This window comes from Bacteroides oleiciplenus YIT 12058 (assembly GCF_000315485.1).
Classification (GTDB): domain Bacteria; phylum Bacteroidota; class Bacteroidia; order Bacteroidales; family Bacteroidaceae; genus Bacteroides; species Bacteroides oleiciplenus.
The window spans coordinates 296,596-314,711 of sequence record NZ_JH992943.1; the positions used below are offsets into that span (position 1 = coordinate 296,596).

15 protein-coding genes are annotated in these 18,116 nt (G+C 42.4%); 9 read left to right on the top strand and 6 right to left on the bottom strand.

Annotated features, from left to right (window positions below):
- Positions 1-189: 189 nt before the first annotated feature.
- The 3 genes from HMPREF9447_RS17635 to HMPREF9447_RS17645 are packed head-to-tail and all read left to right on the top strand — an operon-like array spanning position 190 to position 5,916.
- Positions 190-2,568, top strand: a complete 2,379-nt coding sequence (locus tag HMPREF9447_RS17635) for a glycoside hydrolase family 95 protein (RefSeq protein WP_044138342.1) — start codon at positions 190-192, stop codon at positions 2,566-2,568.
- Between the two features lie 41 nt (positions 2,569-2,609).
- The gene (locus tag HMPREF9447_RS17640) at positions 2,610-3,719 is read left to right on the top strand and encodes a glycoside hydrolase family 88/105 protein (protein ID WP_009131121.1); all 1,110 of its coding nucleotides are present in this window, start codon (positions 2,610-2,612) and stop codon (positions 3,717-3,719) included.
- 46 nt (positions 3,720-3,765) lie between these two features.
- Positions 3,766-5,916 (top strand): polysaccharide lyase 8 family protein, encoded by a 2,151-nt coding sequence (locus HMPREF9447_RS17645; RefSeq protein WP_009131122.1) that lies wholly within the window; start codon positions 3,766-3,768, stop codon positions 5,914-5,916.
- Positions 5,917-6,104: 188 nt separating this feature from the next.
- Here HMPREF9447_RS17645 and HMPREF9447_RS17650 read toward each other — a convergent pair whose 3' ends face one another.
- Together HMPREF9447_RS17650 and HMPREF9447_RS17655 are read right to left on the bottom strand one after the other, a co-directional pair.
- Entirely contained in the window at positions 6,105-6,611 is a 507-nt protein-coding gene (locus HMPREF9447_RS17650) for an SPOR domain-containing protein (RefSeq protein ID WP_009131123.1), read from the bottom strand.
- Positions 6,612-6,661: 50 nt separating this feature from the next.
- Positions 6,662-7,072, bottom strand: coding sequence for a lipocalin-like domain-containing protein (locus HMPREF9447_RS17655; protein ID WP_044138343.1), 411 nt, complete (start codon positions 7,070-7,072; stop codon positions 6,662-6,664).
- Positions 7,073-7,698: 626 nt separating this feature from the next.
- Between HMPREF9447_RS17655 and HMPREF9447_RS17665 the strand changes: the two genes are divergently transcribed.
- The 3 genes from HMPREF9447_RS17665 to HMPREF9447_RS17675 are packed head-to-tail and all read left to right on the top strand — an operon-like array spanning position 7,699 to position 8,565.
- Complete coding sequence (locus HMPREF9447_RS17665; RefSeq protein ID WP_009131127.1) at positions 7,699-7,905, top strand: YtxH domain-containing protein; 207 nt, start codon at positions 7,699-7,701, stop codon at positions 7,903-7,905.
- A 32-nt stretch (positions 7,906-7,937) separates the two neighbouring features.
- Positions 7,938-8,297, top strand: a complete 360-nt coding sequence (locus tag HMPREF9447_RS17670) for a phage holin family protein (RefSeq protein WP_044138433.1) — start codon at positions 7,938-7,940, stop codon at positions 8,295-8,297.
- Positions 8,298-8,304: 7 nt separating this feature from the next.
- Positions 8,305-8,565 carry a hypothetical protein gene (locus HMPREF9447_RS17675; RefSeq protein ID WP_009131129.1) on the top strand — a complete coding sequence of 87 codons (261 nt, stop codon included), beginning with the start codon at positions 8,305-8,307 and terminating at the stop codon, positions 8,563-8,565.
- A 63-nt stretch (positions 8,566-8,628) separates the two neighbouring features.
- Here HMPREF9447_RS17675 and HMPREF9447_RS17680 read toward each other — a convergent pair whose 3' ends face one another.
- Positions 8,629-9,606 carry a type I phosphomannose isomerase catalytic subunit gene (locus HMPREF9447_RS17680; protein WP_009131130.1) on the bottom strand — a complete coding sequence of 326 codons (978 nt, stop codon included), beginning with the start codon at positions 9,604-9,606 and terminating at the stop codon, positions 8,629-8,631.
- A 198-nt stretch (positions 9,607-9,804) separates the two neighbouring features.
- Between HMPREF9447_RS17680 and HMPREF9447_RS17685 the strand changes: the two genes are divergently transcribed.
- The 3 genes from HMPREF9447_RS17685 to galK are packed head-to-tail and all read left to right on the top strand — an operon-like array spanning position 9,805 to position 13,493.
- Complete coding sequence (locus HMPREF9447_RS17685) at positions 9,805-10,902, top strand: aldose epimerase family protein (protein WP_009131131.1); 1,098 nt, start codon at positions 9,805-9,807, stop codon at positions 10,900-10,902.
- Positions 10,903-10,946: 44 nt separating this feature from the next.
- Positions 10,947-12,290 carry an MFS transporter gene (locus HMPREF9447_RS17690; protein WP_007214525.1) on the top strand — a complete coding sequence of 448 codons (1,344 nt, stop codon included), beginning with the start codon at positions 10,947-10,949 and terminating at the stop codon, positions 12,288-12,290.
- A 48-nt stretch (positions 12,291-12,338) separates the two neighbouring features.
- On the top strand, positions 12,339-13,493 hold the full coding sequence (gene galK / locus HMPREF9447_RS17695; protein WP_009131132.1) for a galactokinase: 1,155 nt from the start codon (positions 12,339-12,341) through the stop codon (positions 13,491-13,493).
- Between the two features lie 127 nt (positions 13,494-13,620).
- Here the strand turns inward: galK and HMPREF9447_RS17700 are convergent, their stop codons facing one another.
- Genes HMPREF9447_RS17700 through HMPREF9447_RS17710 form a run of 3 tightly spaced genes read right to left on the bottom strand, consistent with a single transcriptional unit; the run spans position 13,621 to position 18,103 of the window.
- Positions 13,621-14,601 (bottom strand): glycoside hydrolase family 43 protein, encoded by a 981-nt coding sequence (locus HMPREF9447_RS17700; protein ID WP_009131133.1) that lies wholly within the window; start codon positions 14,599-14,601, stop codon positions 13,621-13,623.
- A gap of 5 nt (positions 14,602-14,606) precedes the next feature.
- Entirely contained in the window at positions 14,607-16,589 is a 1,983-nt protein-coding gene (locus tag HMPREF9447_RS17705; RefSeq protein WP_009131134.1) for an alpha-L-arabinofuranosidase C-terminal domain-containing protein, read from the bottom strand.
- Positions 16,590-16,615: 26 nt separating this feature from the next.
- Positions 16,616-18,103 (bottom strand): arabinan endo-1,5-alpha-L-arabinosidase, encoded by a 1,488-nt coding sequence (locus tag HMPREF9447_RS17710; protein WP_044138346.1) that lies wholly within the window; start codon positions 18,101-18,103, stop codon positions 16,616-16,618.
- Positions 18,104-18,116 lie beyond the last annotated feature (13 nt).

Consider the following 18,116-nt stretch of genomic DNA (forward strand, 5'->3'; position numbering starts at 1 on the left):
ATAATTCAAATAAGACAAATAAACTTTTAAAATTACACCCTTCCTGGTCTTAATAGTTTCAAGCTATGCCAATTGCGTCCATTTTTGTAGCACATATTGTGTAATTGCTTAAAAATGGAAGATACTAAGAAGACTATTTTTAAATGTTTCTATACCTTTGCACTATTCCTAAAATCAAAATACAAAAACATGAAAAGTCTTTTTTTATCAATACTATTACTTTTGTCGACTCTCAGCATACAAAGTACAGAGCTTAACAAAAAATATACTTTATGGTATAATCGTCCGGCATACAACCGTGGAGGAGATTTCAGCCGAATAGTCTCAAGAGGCTTCCCTTATGATGAAGATTGGGAAAAATGGTCACTTCCCATTGGGAATGGAGCTATGGGAGCTTGCATTTTCGGAAGAACCGATGTAGAGCGTATCCAATTAGCTGAGAAAACAATGGGAAATAAAGGAGCTTATAGCATGGGAGGTTTTACCAACTTCGCAGAAATATATCTGGATATTCATCACAACTATGCCCAGAATTACAAGCGCACACTGCGTTTGAATGATGCGATTTCTACGGTGAGCTATATACATGAAGGAACTGAATATAACAGAGAATACTTTGCCAGTAATCCAGCCAATGTAATCGCAGTAAAACTGAAAGCCAGCCAACCCGGTATGATATCGTTCACAGTTCGTCCTGTTTTGCCCTATCTCCATTCTTTCAATAATGAACAAACCGGACGCAGTGGGCACGTACAAGCAGAAAAAGATCTTATTACACTGGAAGGAGAAATACAATATTTCCATTTACCTTATGAAGGACAGATAAAGATAATAAATTACGGAGGAACACTGTCTTCTGTAAATAAGGGTGATAATAACAGTTTTATAAACGTAAGCAAAGCTGACAGTGTAATATTATATATCACAGTCGCCACTTCATATGAATTAAAAGACAGTGTCTTCCTTTTACCGAATGCAGAAAAATTCAAAGGTAATGCACACCCACACGGCCAAGTTAGCAAACGTATCAGGGAAGCGATAGAAAAAGGATACGAATGTCTTCGTAGTAAACATATTGCCGACTATCAGCACTTTTTCAACAGAGTTGACCTCCAACTGACAGAACATACTCCCTCTATCCCCACTGACAAATTACTGAATCAGTATCGCAACGGAAAGCACGATACATATCTGGAAGAATTATTTTTCCAATACGGACGCTATTTGCTGATATCTTCTTCACGCCAGGGTTCCCTGCCTGCCAATTTACAAGGAGTCTGGAATCAATATGAATTTGCTCCCTGGTCCGGAGGATATTGGCACAATGTAAATGTACAAATGAACTATTGGCCGGCATTCAACACCAACCTGGCCGAACTTTTTATCCCATATATGGATTACAATGAAGCTTTCCGCAAAGCTGCAACTGGAAAAGCTGTCGATTATATCACACAGAACAACCCGGAGGCACTCGATCCTACAGTCGAAGAAAATGGCTGGACAATCGGCACCGGAGCCACAGCCTTCGGCATATCAGGTCCCGGAGGCCATTCCGGTCCGGGAACGGGAGGTTTCACAACCAAACTATTCTGGGATTACTATGACTTCACGCGCGACAAACAACTACTGAAAGACCATGTTTATCCCGCCCTTATGGGCATGGCTAAATTTCTGTCCAAGACCTTGAAACCTCAGCCGGACGGTACATTATTGGTAGATCCTTCTTTCTCGCCGGAACAGATTCATCAACAGGGATATTATCGTTCCAAAGGATGCATATTCGATCAAAGCATGATCCTGGAAACCTATCGTGACTTACTGATTGCGGCTAAGATTCTGAATGATAAAAATCCGTTCCTGAAAACAGTAAAAGAGCAAATAGGAAAATTAGATGCTATACAAATCGGTGAGTCCGGACAAATAAAAGAATTCCGTGAAGAAAAGAAATATGGAGAGATAGGACAATATCAACACCGACATATATCCCAGCTATGTGCTATGTATCCGGGGACAACCATCAATGCAAGCACCCCGGAATGGTTGGAAGCCGCAAAAGTAACTCTGCAAGAACGGGGTGACAAGTCAACAGGATGGGCTATGGCACACAGATTAAACCTATGGGCACGAGCAAAAAACGGTAATCGAGCTTATAAATTATACCAGGACATACTGACCTACGGAACATTAGAAAACTTATGGGGTTCACACCCGCCTTTTCAAATAGATGCCAATTTCGGAGCAACTGCCGGAATGGCGGAAATGCTTTTGCAAAGCCATGAGGGATATATCGAACCGTTACCAGCCATCCCAGACAATTGGAGCAAAGGAAGTTTCAACGGATTAATGGCACGCGGTAACTTCAAAGTCTCTGTCAAATGGGAGAACGGTACAATCCAAAGTATCCAAATTTTATCAAAAAAAGGAGAACCTTGCCGAATCAAATGCAAAGAAGCAGCCATTGCCCAAGTAACCGATGAGCGTAATAAACTTGTAAAAGTTAAGCGTTTCGGTAATGATATCCTCGAATTCAAAACCCGAAAAGGGGAGAACTATGAAATCATTTTCTAATACTTCAACCATTTATCATCAACAGCATTATGAAAAAAGAAATGAAGCGTTTAATCATTTATTCTATTTTATCCATCGCTGCCATATATGCATATGGGCAGAGCAATTTCAGTAAAACAGATATAAAATCTATTATGAAACGTGTTGCCGACTGGCAGATAGCCAATCCGGCAAAAGGACATGAACATGATGACCTCAACTGGACACATGCCGCACTCTATATGGGAATGATAGATTGGGCCGAATTAACGGAGAAAGAAGACGGTGACAGTTCCTACTATGAATGGTTGATGAAAATTGGCCGTCGCAATGCCTGGCAAGTAGGGAAATATATGTATCATGCGGATCATATAGCTGTGGGACAGGTATTTCTGGATATGTACCAGAAGTATCACGACCGCAACATGCTGCTTCCCACACTGGCACGTACGGAATTCGTCATCAATCACCCGTCAGCCAGCACATTGGAACTGGACTACAGGAACATGAGCAGTTTAGAACGTTGGTCATGGTGCGATGCCTTATTTATGGCTCCCCCCGTATATGCCAAAATGTATATGCTGACAAACGACTGGAAATACATCGAATTCATGAACCGGGAATATAAGGCAACTTACGACTATTTGTTTGATAAAGAAGAAAAACTGTTCTACAGAGATCATCGCTATTTCAAGCAAAAAGAAGCCAATGGCACAAAGGTATTCTGGGGACGTGGAAACGGTTGGGTCTTAGGAGGTCTTTGCGAAATTCTACAAACCCTGCCACACAGCAACATGCACCGCCAGTTCTATCAGGATTTATTCATCACCCTATCCGAGCGCATAATTCAGTTGCAAGGCAAAGACGGATATTGGCATGCAAGCCTTCTGGACCCGGATTCCTACCCGTCTCCCGAAACGAGTGCCACAGGATTCATCGTATACGCATTAGCCTATGGTGTAAATGAAGGATTATTGGACAAAACAACATTTATGCCCGCCATCGAAAAAGGATGGAAAGCACTGGTAAAAGCCGTGGAAAAAGATGGAAAACTGGGCTATGTACAACCCATCGGTGCCGACCCGAAGAAGGTAACCCGCGAAATGACGGAAGTATATGGTGTAGGAGCATTCTTGTTGGCCGGAAATCAGATATATGAAATGGTTGAGTAGAAAAAAGATAATTATCATAGTATAAAATAATAACGTTGAAAATAATATGAAAATCACAGTTCATCTTATTATATTGTTCATCATGAGCAGTATGATATCGGTAAAGGCAAATGCAGTAACAACCCTCAATCCTCCGGGCAACAATGACGATTTTGAAGTATTGATGCAAAAAATCAGGATTGACTTTGCTCAAAACCCTTCCATTGACGAAGCTTTGAAGAAATACAATGAGGCTGACGGCTCATTTACAGATGTAGACTACGGTAGTATACAGCGAACTAATTGGCCTCCCCTGGAACACATCGACCGTCTGTATAATTTCGTATTTGCATATACCAATCCGAGTAATAAATATTATAAGGACGAAAATCTCTTTGCAAAAATACAGCAAGGGCTGGAATACTGGCATGAACGCAATCCCTGGTGTCATAACTGGTGGTACAATCAAATTGCCGAACCCCAACGCCTGGGGATATTACTGATACAAATGCGAACAGGAGAAAAACAGTTGAACAAAGAATTAGAAAACAAAATACTGGAAAGAATGAAAACAGATGGTGGAAACCCCGCCAAATGGACAGGAGCCAACCGCACAGACATTGCCTTGCACTGGATATATCGTGCATGTCTTTCCGAAAATGAAGCAGACCTGAAATTTGCACTCGAAAATGTTTATAATCCAATTGTATATACTACAAAAGAAGGGTTTCAGCATGACAACAGTTACTTCCAGCATGGACAACAACTCTATATAGGTGGATACGGAGACGAAATCCTGAAAGGGGTAACTCAAATAGCCATGTACACTAAAGGTACACAATATGCAATACCACAAGATAAGTTAGCCCTACTAAGCAAATTTATGCGCGAAACCTATTATTCTACCATACGCGGTCAATACATGTTATTTGACGTGCTGGGCAGAGGTGTAAGCCGCCCCGGAGTCACCCAAAAGACACATACAATGCTATTTGCCAAACGCATGGTCGAACTGGACCCGGATCATGCCAATAAATTCAAAGAAATCATAGCCCGCCTGGACGGCAAACAGCCTGCCAATTATGCACTCACAGCAAAGCATACTCACTATTTCCGAGGAGATTACACCTTGCACATACGTCCCACTTATACTTTTGACGTACGCATGGCATCTAACCGCACAGCCCGTTGCGAATATGGAAATGGAGAAAACCTAAAGACCTACTTCATATCCGACGGATGTACCAACATAGCTGTCGATGGAAACGAATATGATGAAATCTTTCCCGTCTGGAACTGGACACGCATTCCCGGAACAACGGCTCCGCAAGTGGACGAAATTCCTATGGCAGCCAGTGATTGGCAGACTCCCGGAACTTCAACCTTCGCCGGCGGCGTATCCGACAGCCTATACGGAGCATCAGTCTATTCGTACACAGACTCGTATGCCGGAATCAACACCAGTGCACACAAAGCATGGTTCTTTTTCGACGATGAGGTAGTATGTCTTGGAGCAGGCATACACTCCACATCATCGTACCCTATATTCACGACAATCAATCAATGCCTGTCATCTACCGAGAATGCCATAGTCTGCCAGAAAGGAAAAATATCTGAGATTAATGACGGAACTTTCAATTACAATTCTCCTGAGTGGATTCTACACAACAAAGTAGGATATTTACTGCCTGACGGGCAACAAGTGGTTGCAACCAACCAAGTACAAACAGGAAGTTGGTACGATATCAATCATTCCACTTCCAAAGGTAGCATACAGAAAAAAGTATTCACCCTGGGGCTAAATCATGGTATTACCCCGGAACTGGCAACTTATGCTTACATTGTTGTTCCCGGCATTCAATCCGCTAAGGAGATGAAGAATTACCGACGAAAAAATAATATTGAGATTTTAGACAATACAGAAAATGCACAAGTAGTAAGAAATAAAAAGAGCGGCATTTGGCAAATGGTATTTCATAATGCAGGAGAATTCACCAGCAAAGATATGACGGTAAAAGTAGATAAAGGTTGCGCTTTGATAATCAAGAACATTGATAAAGATAAAGTGGAAGTTCATATTGCCGACCCTGCACAGTCCCAGTCCGGCATAACCGTGAATATTTATACCAGAAAACGTTCAGGAACCGTAAATTGTGACTTCAGCGATAGTGGTGTCTATGCCGGACGTACCCAGGCATTTGAGGTTCAACTTAGATAAATAAGACCTTTAAACCAAACGACTTGCACAATCCCCCAAGAAGAAGCCTCAATCGGTTGAGCAGTTCAACTTTGGTTGAAGCTTCTCTCTTCTTGCCTCATAAACAGAAAAAAGGCAGTAACTTCCCAGCTACTGCCTGATTTTGAAAGAGAAAATTCCCTTTCTATAATTACCAAAAAGAATTTAAATTATTTGAGGCGATACAATAACCAAGCACCCTGGAAATCCTTACGGTTAGAGTACTTAGACTTGAAAGCGTCGCGTGCATCAGCCGCAGAAGCTCTGTCAGCAAACGTGCTGACAATCACACGATACATAGCTGCATCCGGATTAAAAGCAATAAAAGCATTGTAACCTTCCTTATCCAAGAAATCCTTCAAGCTTTCAGCATTAGCTTTCACACTGAAACTACCGCAAACCACACTGTAGTCTTTCAAACCACCAACACCCGATACAACTTCGACTTTTTCCTGACGTACACCAGCAGTTGCCACAGGCACACTTTCTACTACTCTTGCTTCAACCGGAGCACTAACTACCGGAGATACTTCTACCGTTTCGGCAGTCTGAGGTTCGGCCAGTTCCTGTTGTTTCGCCTTTTCATATGCTTTTTTATAAGCGCTTTCACTCGATTTGCAAGAAGAGAATGCCAATACAACACACAGTCCCATTCCTAAAATTGCTAATTTTCTCATAATCATATTGTTTTTATTAATAAATTCTATCTCAATTCTTTAAACTATATTCAATATTTACGGAATAAATAACGAATACCTTCATATTCTAAACGCAGGGATGAAGAGGTCAGTTCTTCCACCGTAAACGTCCGTTCTCCATTTTCCCACCCTATATAGAACGCATAATTTTCGTCTTCCATGCTTTCGGGCAGCAAAATAATAGAAATTTTATCTCCTTTCAAAGAATAATTCCCAAAAAACGTTTGATAGCCACCATTTTTCAACAAACAAATGGCAGAAAAGCTGCCTTTCTGAAAATTATAGAAGATACTATCCTGTCGTTCCACGGAACCATCGGTATATTGATATTGTCTAAGTTGCCACTTATTATCCAAATCGCCATCCGTATTGCTACAAGCAACCAGTACAAGTGCTATCAACCCGATAATCAAAAATATCTTTCTTTTCCGTATCTCCATGTAGCTCATATTCCGAATAATAGGACAAATGTACACGGAACAATCAATCTGAACGCTACTCTTGTAGTTAAATTTAATTAAACGAATAAAATGATAAATCTGGTTTTGGTCAGAAACTCTTCCGATTCATATCTGCTCCATGTCTTGTTCGCTTCTATACGGAGATAGACAGAGCGAAGCAGGTACGAACCGGATACGAAGCAGATACGAGCCGGGTACAATGAGGGGTGTTTTGGTCTGTTTATCGGTTAGAAAATCAGGATGAGTCAACCAGTCTCATTACTTATTCAATGTACTCTTACTGGTTTTACGCTGTTTAGTGCGATTACACAACTTAACAATGAACAGAATAAAGTAATTAAGCTCATAAAAGGGAGACATGTAATAATAATCAAATTTGGTCTTCATAGTGCAATATTTTATGAGGTTTTCCCAAATATAGCTTATTTTTCTGAGAAAAACAAATAAACTAGAATGAAAGTGGTAGAGAAAAACATCAACCCTCTCATTCAATCAGGTATAAAAAATAAATATATTCAAAAAAAAGAAGTTAAGCGAACAACTTCTCAAAGAAAAATGTTAGTTTTGTAGTATTAACCTCATTAAAAAATAGAAAGGACAACATTATGAAAGGATTAAATGTACTTGCAGCTTTTCTGGGCGGTGCAGCAGTAGGCGCAGCCGTTGGTATTTTATTTGCTCCCGAAAAAGGAGAAGATACTCGTCACAAAATCGCAGAAATTCTCCGTAAGAAAGGTATTCGCTTGAACCGTAGCGAAATGGAGAACCTGGTAGACGAGATTGCAGCTGAAATTAAAGGTGAAGCCGAATAAATCAATTCTACAAAAAAAACAGAGCCACTATGATGTTTGCAGACGATAAAAGCATTGACACTCTCCAACAGTTATTCTTCGAGGTTAAGAAGTATCTGAAACTACAAAAAGAATATACCCAGTTGGAGATAACCGAAAAATTATCAATCCTGCTTTCCGCCTTGATTTTACTCTTGGTGGTGATTACTCTTGGCATGGTGGCACTGTTTTATTTGTCGTTTGCATTGGCTTACATTTTAGATCCGCTTGTAGGCGGATTGACAGTAAGTTTCAGTATCATAGCCTGCTTTCACATTCTGCTGATTTTATTAATAATTATTTTCCGTAAACAACTCATCATCAATCCAATGGTAAGTTTTATTGCGGGACTGTTCTTTGATAATAATAAATGATTTCATCATGAATAATACGCCGGATACAACCTTCATCACTCTTGAAAGCATTGCGCAACGAAAAGGAGAAGTGCGTAAAAAATTGCATCTGCAGAAACAGATAATGACGGATACGGCCAGAGAGTTGTTCGCTCCGCTTGCCCCTGCAGCCGACAAAGGTAACGCCATCATGCGTGCTTTCAATACAGGTATGGCCGTCTTTGACGGAGTAATGCTGGGATTAAGGATGATGAAAAGGGTCAGGAGAATGTTTAGCTCCAAAAAATAATAAAATCAAAAAAGGCTGCGCTTCAAATGAAACGCAGCCCTTTTTGTATCAAATCGTAGCATTTTACACGTACGTTTCGAGTAGTTTCACGCTGCCACCTTCTTCGGGCACAATCGTAACTTCCTGCGTAGACGCAGGCAGCAACACTGTCTCTCCGGCACGGAGTGTAATCTCATTCTGACTGTCATCCGTAAGGCGGCATGCACCTTCCACACAAATGAAAATCACAAATGAGTCCAGTTCCGAATAGTCACACGTGATTTCTTCCGTCATGTCATAAAGCGAAGTAGTGAAGTAAGGGCTGGCAACCAGTTCCACCGGCTCATTCTCCAGATGCTCGTACTCAGTGCGGAAGTCATCCTGCACATCGGCAAAGTTGATGGCTTCAGTAGCCTGAGTAGTATGCAATTCACGGGATTTACCCTCATCGTCTTTCCGATTATAATCGAAAATACGGTAAGTGATGTCCGAAGTCTGCTGGATTTCGGCAACAAAAGCACCGGCACCGATACCATGCACACGACCTGCAGGAACATAGAATACATCCCCCGGTTTCACATCGCATGTTTGCAGCACTTCAGCAAATGTTCCGTTGTAAACTCTTTCCTTATAATCCTTCGGAGTAATTTGCTCGGAAAAGCCGGAAATCAGCTTTGCCCCCTTATCCGCAGATACCACATACCACATTTCATTCTTACCAAAAGAATTGTGGCGTTTTCTCGCCAACTCATCTCCCGGATGCACCTGGATGGAAAGATCCAACCTGGCATCAATGAACTTTATTAACAAGGGAAATTTGGTACCGAAACGAGAATAATTCACTTCACCGACCAGTTCCTGACGGTATTTTCCCACCATCTCCGGGAGCGTAAGGCCTTTGTCAGGGCCATTGGCAACAACAGACTCGTTGTTTTCTACAGCCGAGATTTCCCAGCTTTCGCCTACTCCGGATAGCGTTTCATTCAATTGCTTAAAAGCAATAATTTTGTCGCCCCCCCAAAGCGTTTGCTTCAGAATAGGCTCGAATTTCAAAGGATACATTCGTAGTTTTTGTTAGAGCTTTAAATAAAAATGTTACATTTTTTTAGATTAACGCGACAAACTTACAAAAAATATCAATTCGCCTCGTAAATGTTAAACGCTAAACTTTCCTAAAATGTTCTTCACATTTCAAGATAAACACTTGGGAGTACGGAAGAATTTCTTTTTATTTGCAAGAAATTTAAATTATACCATGATATGATAAACACCGTGTCAACGGAAAGTAACTTGTCAGGTTTGGACAAGAATGACTTTCAAAAAGATATAAATAATAAAAAGACTGATTTATTTATTCTGAAAAATGCTCAGGGAATGGAAGTTGCAGTAACTAACTACGGATGCGCCATCCTTTCCATTATGGTACCTGACAAGAACGGGAAGTACGCTAATGTGATTTTGGGTCACGATAGTATAGACCATGTAATCAACAGCCCCGAGCCTTTCCTCAACACTACCATCGGACGCTATGGTAACCGTATCGCCAAAGGCAAATTCACTCTTTACGGCGAAGAGCACAATCTGACAATCAACAACGGACCAAATTCTCTGCACGGCGGACCCACAGGTTTCCACGCCAGAGTATGGGATGCAGTTCAACCGGACCCAACTACCGTTGTATTCAACTATACATCTGCTGATGGCGAAGAGGGCTTCCCCGGAAATCTGGAAGTAGAAATGACCTATCGCTTGGAAGATGAAACCAACGCACTGGTTATCGAATACCGGGCAACCACCGACAAAGCAACTGTCGTAAACCTCACCAACCACGGCTTCTTCAATCTGGCAGGTATTGCCAATCCCACCCCTACGGTTCTGAATCACTCCATTACCATCAACGCTGATTATTATACTCCCATTGACGAAGTGTCTATCCCGACAGGAGAAATCCTGAAGGTAGAGGGTACTCCTATGGATTTCCGCACACCGCATACAATAGGTGAACGCATTGATGATAAATTCCAGCAACTGGTAAATGGTGCCGGCTACGATCATTGCTACGTACTGAATAAGACTGAGAGTGGTGAATTAAGCCTTGCCGCCACTTATACGGAGCCGGAAAGTGGACGTACCATGGAAGTATATACCACAGAGAACGGCGTGCAACTCTACACCGGAAACTGGCTGGGCGGCTTTGCCGGCGCACATGGAGCAACTTTCCCTGCACGAAGTGCTGTTTGTTTCGAAGCACAATGCTTCCCCGACACCCCTAACAAACCACATTTCCCGTCGGCAGTACTGCTTCCGGGCGACGAATACCAACAAGTAACCATTTACAAGTTTGGTGTACAAGAATGAATATAACTAACCTAATTTTATAAACTAATAATTTATTAAAAACCATGACACAACAAAAACAGAACGGTAATCTTGTCGCTATTATTACAATGTTCTTTATTTTTGCGATGATTTCCTTTGTTACGAATCTTGCTGCACCATTCGGTACAATATGGAGAAATGAATATGCAGGTTCTAACACTTTAGGTATGATGGGAAACATGATGAACTTCCTGGCATATCTGTTTATGGGAATTCCTGCCGGTAACATGCTCGTTAAAATCGGTTACAAAAAAACTGCATTGATTGCAATGGCAGTAGGTTTCCTCGGTTTGTTCACACAATACCTTTCCAGTTTATTCGGAGCAAATGCCGAAGTATTTGCATTCGGTGAATATGTCATCAAATTAAACTTTGTCATCTATCTGCTTGGTGCATTCATCTGCGGTTTCTGTGTTTGTATGCTTAACACAGTGGTGAACCCGATGTTAAACCTCCTTGGCGGTGGTGGTAACAAAGGTAACCAGTTGATTCAAACAGGTGGAGCTCTTAATTCTTTGTCCGGTACGTTGACTCCGCTCTTCGTAGGTGCCTTGATTGGTACGGTGACTTCCAAGACAGCCATGTCAGATGTTGCTCCTCTCCTCTTCGTTGCCATGGGTGTATTCGTAGCTGCATTTATTATCATTTCATTTGTAGCGATCCCTGAGCCACATCTTCAGAAAAGTGGAGCGAAGAAAGAAAAATTCTCTCACAGTCCATGGAGCTTCCGTCACACTGTATTGGGCGTAGTTGGTATCTTCATTTATGTAGGTATCGAAATTGGTATCCCGGGTACACTGAACTTCTATCTTGCCGATGCAAGTGATAAGGGTGCCGGAATTATGATGAACGGTGCTGCTATCGGTGGTGCTATTGCTGCCATCTACTGGTTGTTAATGCTTGTAGGACGTACTGCAAGTAGTGCTATTAGTGGTAAGGTTTCCAGCCGCACACAGTTAATCGTTGTATCTGCTACCGCTATTGTTTTTGTATTGATTGCTATCTTCACTCCGAAAGATGTAACAGTTTCAATGCCCGGTTACACCGTAGGTGAAGGATTTATGATGGCACAAGTACCTGTCAGCGCATTGTTCCTTGTACTTTGCGGTCTTTGTACTTCTGTAATGTGGGGTGGTATCTTCAACCTTGCAGTAGAAGGATTAGGAAAATATACAGCACAAGCATCCGGTATCTTTATGATGATGGTTGTTGGTGGTGGTGTATTGCCGTTAATCCAACAAAGTATCTCTGACTCTGTAGGTTATATGGCCAGCTACTGGCTAATTATCGCAGCTCTTGCTTATCTGCTGTTCTACGGCTTGGTAGGTTGTAAAAATGTAAATAAAGATATCCCAGTAGAGGATTAACGCAATTAATAGGTAATTAATTTATTCACTTATAAATTTGAAAAGATTATGGATATAGAACACGTAAGAAGCCGTTTCATCAAGCATTTTGACGGAACAACAGGAGCAGTTTACGCTTCTCCGGGACGCATCAACCTCATTGGTGAGCATACAGACTATAACGGTGGTTTTGTATTCCCCGGAGCAATCGACAAAGGCATGATTGCTGAAATTAAACCGAATGGCACTGACACAGTGAAAGCTTATTCCATCGATTTGAAGGATTATGTAGAATTCGGTTTGAAGGAAGAAGATGCTCCTCGTGCAAGCTGGGCAAGATATATCTTCGGCGTATGTCGTGAGATGATTAAGCGTGGCGTTGATGTAAAGGGCTTCAATACAGCTTTTTCCGGCGATGTACCTTTGGGTGCGGGAATGTCTTCATCTGCCGCTTTGGAGAGTACATATGCGTATGCGCTGAATGACTTATTCGGTGACAACAAGATAGACAAGTTCGAGCTGGCTAAAGTGGGACAAGCTACTGAGCACAACTATTGTGGTGTGAATTGTGGTATTATGGACCAGTTTGCTTCCGTATTTGGCAAGCAGGGTAGCCTCATCCGTCTGGACTGCCGTTCACTGGAATACCAATACTTCCCATTCGATCCGCAAGGCTATCGTTTGGTATTGGTAGACTCTGTGGTTAAACACGAATTGGCCTCTTCTGCATACAACAAGCGCCGTCAAAGTTGCGAGGCTGCTGTTGCCGCTATCCAGAAAAAACATCCGCACGTAGAATTCCTGCGTGACTGTACCATGGAGATGTTGCAAGAGTCAAAAGCTGAAATCAGCGAAGAAGACTTCATGCGTGCAGAGTATGTAATCGAGGAAATCCAACGCGTACTCGATGTTTGCGATGCTTTGGAAAGAGGTGATTACGAAACTGTAGGTTTGAAGATGTACGAAACACATCATGGTATGAGCAAACTTTACGAAGTAAGTTGCGAAGAACTCGACTTCCTGAATGACCTTGCATTTGACTGTGGCGTAACAGGTTCACGCGTGATGGGCGGTGGATTCGGTGGTTGTACAATCAATCTGGTAAGAGATGAATTGTATGATACATTCATTCAGAATGCCAAAGATAAATTCAAAGAAAAATTCGGCAGAAGCCCGAAAGTTTATGATGTAGTTATCAGCGACGGTGCACGCAGATTAGTTTAAAAACAACTCAACTCAATTTTAAAAGGGCGTCTTCCCATCCACGGGGAGACGCCCTTCTCTTTTTGCCTTTTCAATAAACTAATTAACTAACCTAATCTAATCTCTAAATATATTCTAATCTCTAATCCTATTGTACTCCTTCTGTCGTCATCTGAATCCGCTTGATGGTTCCATCTTCATTATAGTACAGGCGTTCAATGCACACAGAACGCCTATAGCTTCCTCCTGTGGGATTTATTCCGCCATTGTGATAGATGAAGTACCAGTCGCCTTTGAATTCGATAATGGCCTGATGATTGGTATTTGAGTTACCGGCTATTTCATTCAGTATTCCTTTATATTCCCAAGGACCGGTAATCCTACGGCTCATAGCATAGCAAATCTTCTCGGGAAACTCAGATGCATAAGAAAGGTAATACCACTCTCCGCGCTTATGTATCCAGGGAGCTTCCGTGAAACGAGACAAATCTACATAAACAATCGGACCATCCAGTTCTATCATATTCTTTTTCAATTTGGCATAATAGCACTGGGTATTGCCCCAATACAAGTAGGCTTGTCCGTCATCGTCTATAAAGACTGTCGGGTCTATATCATCCCAATAGATTTTAGTTCGTTCTGTGGTCATATCGTTGGTTATTAAAGCAGAACCACGGGCATCGACAAAAGGTCCGATTGGTGAATCGGAAACAGCCACACCGATAGACTTTCCGGGAACATCCTTATGCTCCACAGTGACATACCAATAGAACTTACCATCACGCTCAATAACCTGACTTGCCCATGCTTCCCCCTTTGCCCAGGAGAAATCTTTTGCTTTCAAGGGCACGGGATGCTCTGTCCATGTTTTCATATCAGATGAAGAAAAGACGCACCAGTCATTTAAGAGATAATGTTCAGCCGGTGGCGGACACTCATCATGTCCGGCATAGATATACACTTTGCCATCATGCACCATCGCACCAGGGTCAGCTGTATATTTATATTTGATGATCGGATTGCCGTCAGCTACAAAAGTGGTATCTTTTTGTGCTGATAGCCCTTGCGAGGCTACCAGTACAAAAGAAACCAATCCAAATCTAACCTTATTAAACCTTAACTTATCCATTAATTTCATCCTTTTTTAAAGATATAAACAGCAAATGTCTTCGGTTCCAACTCTACATTCAGCATCTGACCATCCATTGAAACCGGAGTTTGCTGAGGCTGAATGGCAGACGGCTGCTCAATCGTATTATCTTTGTCAAGATCAGCCGAACGAAGCTTAATGCAACGCCCATCAGACAATACATCCTGTTTCTTCAATCCTTCAAACTTCAATGACAGAGGTTGGGCCTTATCGGAAGTATTAGCAACCTTTACTATGATTTCATTCTTATCTTTATCATAAACCGCACTTGCAAACAAACCATTCTGGTCTGCGGCGCCTGTTACAGCTTTCTTGTTCATCGTCAAAGAAAGCACATTAGTTCCCTTGTGATGCCCATAAAGTTGCTGCACATAGTAACTTACAGTACGGACAGAGTTGAGATTATCAAACCAAATCATATCCGGGCGCCATTGCCATCCTTCCACATGAGCAAACAAAGGAGCATAAGTAGCCATATGTACAATATCCGCATTGCGCTCCAATCCGGTCATAAATGCAGCTTCAAGCAGAGCGGCATTAAAATGGTTCCATTTTTTACCTTTACCATGACAAGCATATTCTCCTGCAAAAACTTTCGGACCTTTACGATCATAGTTATCATAGCGTGCTCCCTCATTCAGGAACCAGTTTTCAGGACGATAGAAATGCTCATCCACCAAGTCAACTTTCAGGCGTTTCATTTCCGGCCACAGATATTCGAATTGTTTTCCTTCAGAGTCCGGACCGGAGCTTCCGATAATCTTGATATTCGGATAGGCTTTACGAATAGCTTTGATGAACGGTTCGAGGTGTTCTGGATATTCTGGCCCCCACTGCTCGTTGCCTATACCTATAAATTTCAGGTTGAACGATGCCGGGTGTCCCATATCAGCACGCAGTTTTCCCCATTTCGTAGTCACATCTCCATTGGCAAATTCAATCAGATCAAGAGCATCCTGTACATAGCTATCTAAATTACAGACAGCTACATGTGCCTCTGCATCAGGATTTTGGAACTGACAAGCCAGGCCACAACTCAATACAGGAAGTGGCTCCGCCCCTATTTCTTCCGAAAGTTGGAAGAATTCAAAGAATCCCAATCCATAGCTTTGGAAATAATCGGGATAGAAACGATGCGGGAAAGTATATTCCCAACGGTTCTCATTTAAAGGACGGTTTTCTACCGGACCCACAGACTTCTTCCAATCATAGCGTGTAGCTAAATCCGTTCCTTCTACGATACATCCGCCAGGGAAGCGGAACACACCCGGCTTGATATCAGCTAAAGCTTGCGCAAGGTCTTTACGCAAACCATTCTCATGTCTTTTCCAAGTATCGACTGGGAACAGAGAAACATGTTCCAGGTCAACCGTACCCTTCGATGCCAGGAAAATACGAAGAGTTGCCTTCGGATCAGTTACACCCGGTTTTAGGATAACCTGATACTTTTTCCATTCTTTCGAATCAATCGTCAATGTCTCAGTAGCAAAAGCATGGTGCTCACCCATAGATTTGGTATCTACAAGTTCAATACGGATTTTTTCGGATGTTCCGCCTTGGGGCAAACGTGCCCATACAGAGAAGCGATACTCCTCTCCTGCTTTTACACCGATACCGAAGAAACCTTCATTATCCAGTCCCGTATGCTTATGCGGATGCCCCGGGTCAGCCAGGCGGACATAGTGCGGATTCCTTTCAAAAGGCCCATCATCTTGCAAAGTTACATTGCCATAGGTTTTCCATCCCATCAGATGTTGCGGGAATTCAAACGAACGGTTCTTCACTAACTCGGCATAAAGTCCGCCGTCAGCGGCATAGTTGATATCTTCAAAGAACAGCCCATACATAGTAGGCTGAATCTTCGCGCCTAATTTCTTGGTTTGTATCACAAACTCATTAGTTTGTGCCTGAAGCGCTATGCCCGCGGTAAGGGTCAGCGCCGCCAATAATCCAGTGTATCTTTTCATGGTTTCAAAATAAAAATTATAATTGATTATTTAATTCTTTTTCCCCATACGGAACGCCCACGGCTATCCAGACCTGTAAAGAGAACTGTCTCTGTTTCATTCTCCCAATCGTGCCCGGCAAACACAATCAGGTTCTTTACCACTTCTCCATTGAGTGTCAGTTGCAAGGATTGATCTTCTTTGGCAAAATCCCAGATTCCTTTATTCTCACCTAACTTTCCATCTTTCTCCAGATATACGAAGTAAGACATATTCCACTCTTCATCTTGCAGTTCACCTTCGCCCCACAATATCTGTCCGGCTTCCAGCTGGCGTTCATACAGAGGTTCCTGTACACGGATCACTTCCCATTCGCCAACCAAATCTGCTGCAGAGAACTCCCGAGGATTACTACCTGCATACCGTTCAGGCGACACAACAGGCCAGCCATCTTTAGTAAAGAATACTTGCCGCACATGGAGGTCCATCATCTGGTTTTGTGGTGACAAGCGTCCCTGATGAGCCATAAAATATTGTCCGTCATCTGAAGTGAATACTGCACAATGCGCCGTTCCAGCCCAACCCGGATGGTTCTTGAAACGGTAAGGAGCTGTCAAAATAGGAAAGTTATTCGTCGTATCTTTCAATTCTTTACCGAAGTAATCAATGAACGGACCTTCCGCTTTATCTGAACGTCCCACACGTACATTGTAAGTTGTCATCAATGGATCATAGGATACAAACAGATAGTATTCTTTCAAATCAGGATTGTAAATAATTTCCGGAGCTTCCAGATTATCTTTCTTATAATTGGCGCGGCGTGCCACCAGATGGCCCCTGTCACCTTCTACTAGAGGAAGTCCGGTTTCCGGATTCAATTCTACACAATACAAACCACCGAAGAATGAACCGTAGTGCATCCACCATTTACCATTTGAAGGGTCTACAGTAATACTGGGATCAATGGCATTCATGGCTGTCGTATCATCTGTCTTAACAGCATACCCGGCCAATGTCCAGGGGCCTTCCGGAGAATTCGACTCAGCCAGCCCGATATAGGATGTCTTACGTCCGAAAGCCGACACACAGTAGTATAGTCTATACTTATTATTATAGGGAATAATATAAGGCGCCCAGATGTTTGTTGCCCCATGCCCTCCTGCATGAGAGTGCACCCACTCCACCGCTTCCTGCGGAATCTCGGGCAATGCCCAGCCAAGAAATTCCCAATTCACCAAGTCTTTGGAACGGCGCATCTGAATAAAGCCTAAAGGCACCCCCTTTTCTTCTGCTTCTTTACGATTTTCCCGGAAGATAGCATCCGTGGAATACATATAATAATAATCGCCTATCTTGCAGCAAGACGGATCATGTACGTTGTAAGTTCCCCATGAACGGTAATTCTCCATGGAAGATAGTGAAGAGTAATCATCTGCCCACGGATTAGGTGATGCAGTGGGGGTAAAAACAGAAGAGGTGCAGCCGGTAAACAGGCTGCCCATCAGCAGTACAGCTATGTGTAGTAAGTTTCTCATAATATCAACAAAT

Coding starts and splice junctions, on each gene's coding strand:
- HMPREF9447_RS17635 (WP_044138342.1), top strand. CDS start 190: ATGAAAAGTCTTTTTTTATCAATACTATTACTTTTGTCGACTCTCAGC.
- HMPREF9447_RS17640 (WP_009131121.1), top strand. CDS start 2,610: ATGAAGCGTTTAATCATTTATTCTATTTTATCCATCGCTGCCATATAT.
- HMPREF9447_RS17645 (WP_009131122.1), top strand. CDS start 3,766: ATGAAAATCACAGTTCATCTTATTATATTGTTCATCATGAGCAGTATG.
- HMPREF9447_RS17650 (WP_009131123.1), bottom strand. CDS start 6,611: ATGAGAAAATTAGCAATTTTAGGAATGGGACTGTGTGTTGTATTGGCA.
- HMPREF9447_RS17655 (WP_044138343.1), bottom strand. CDS start 7,072: ATGGAGATACGGAAAAGAAAGATATTTTTGATTATCGGGTTGATAGCA.
- HMPREF9447_RS17665 (WP_009131127.1), top strand. CDS start 7,699: ATGAAAGGATTAAATGTACTTGCAGCTTTTCTGGGCGGTGCAGCAGTA.
- HMPREF9447_RS17670 (WP_044138433.1), top strand. CDS start 7,938: ATGTTTGCAGACGATAAAAGCATTGACACTCTCCAACAGTTATTCTTC.
- HMPREF9447_RS17675 (WP_009131129.1), top strand. CDS start 8,305: ATGAATAATACGCCGGATACAACCTTCATCACTCTTGAAAGCATTGCG.
- HMPREF9447_RS17680 (WP_009131130.1), bottom strand. CDS start 9,606: ATGTATCCTTTGAAATTCGAGCCTATTCTGAAGCAAACGCTTTGGGGG.
- HMPREF9447_RS17685 (WP_009131131.1), top strand. CDS start 9,805: ATGATAAACACCGTGTCAACGGAAAGTAACTTGTCAGGTTTGGACAAG.
- HMPREF9447_RS17690 (WP_007214525.1), top strand. CDS start 10,947: ATGACACAACAAAAACAGAACGGTAATCTTGTCGCTATTATTACAATG.
- galK (WP_009131132.1), top strand. CDS start 12,339: ATGGATATAGAACACGTAAGAAGCCGTTTCATCAAGCATTTTGACGGA.
- HMPREF9447_RS17700 (WP_009131133.1), bottom strand. CDS start 14,601: ATGGATAAGTTAAGGTTTAATAAGGTTAGATTTGGATTGGTTTCTTTT.
- HMPREF9447_RS17705 (WP_009131134.1), bottom strand. CDS start 16,589: ATGAAAAGATACACTGGATTATTGGCGGCGCTGACCCTTACCGCGGGC.
- HMPREF9447_RS17710 (WP_044138346.1), bottom strand. CDS start 18,103: ATGAGAAACTTACTACACATAGCTGTACTGCTGATGGGCAGCCTGTTT.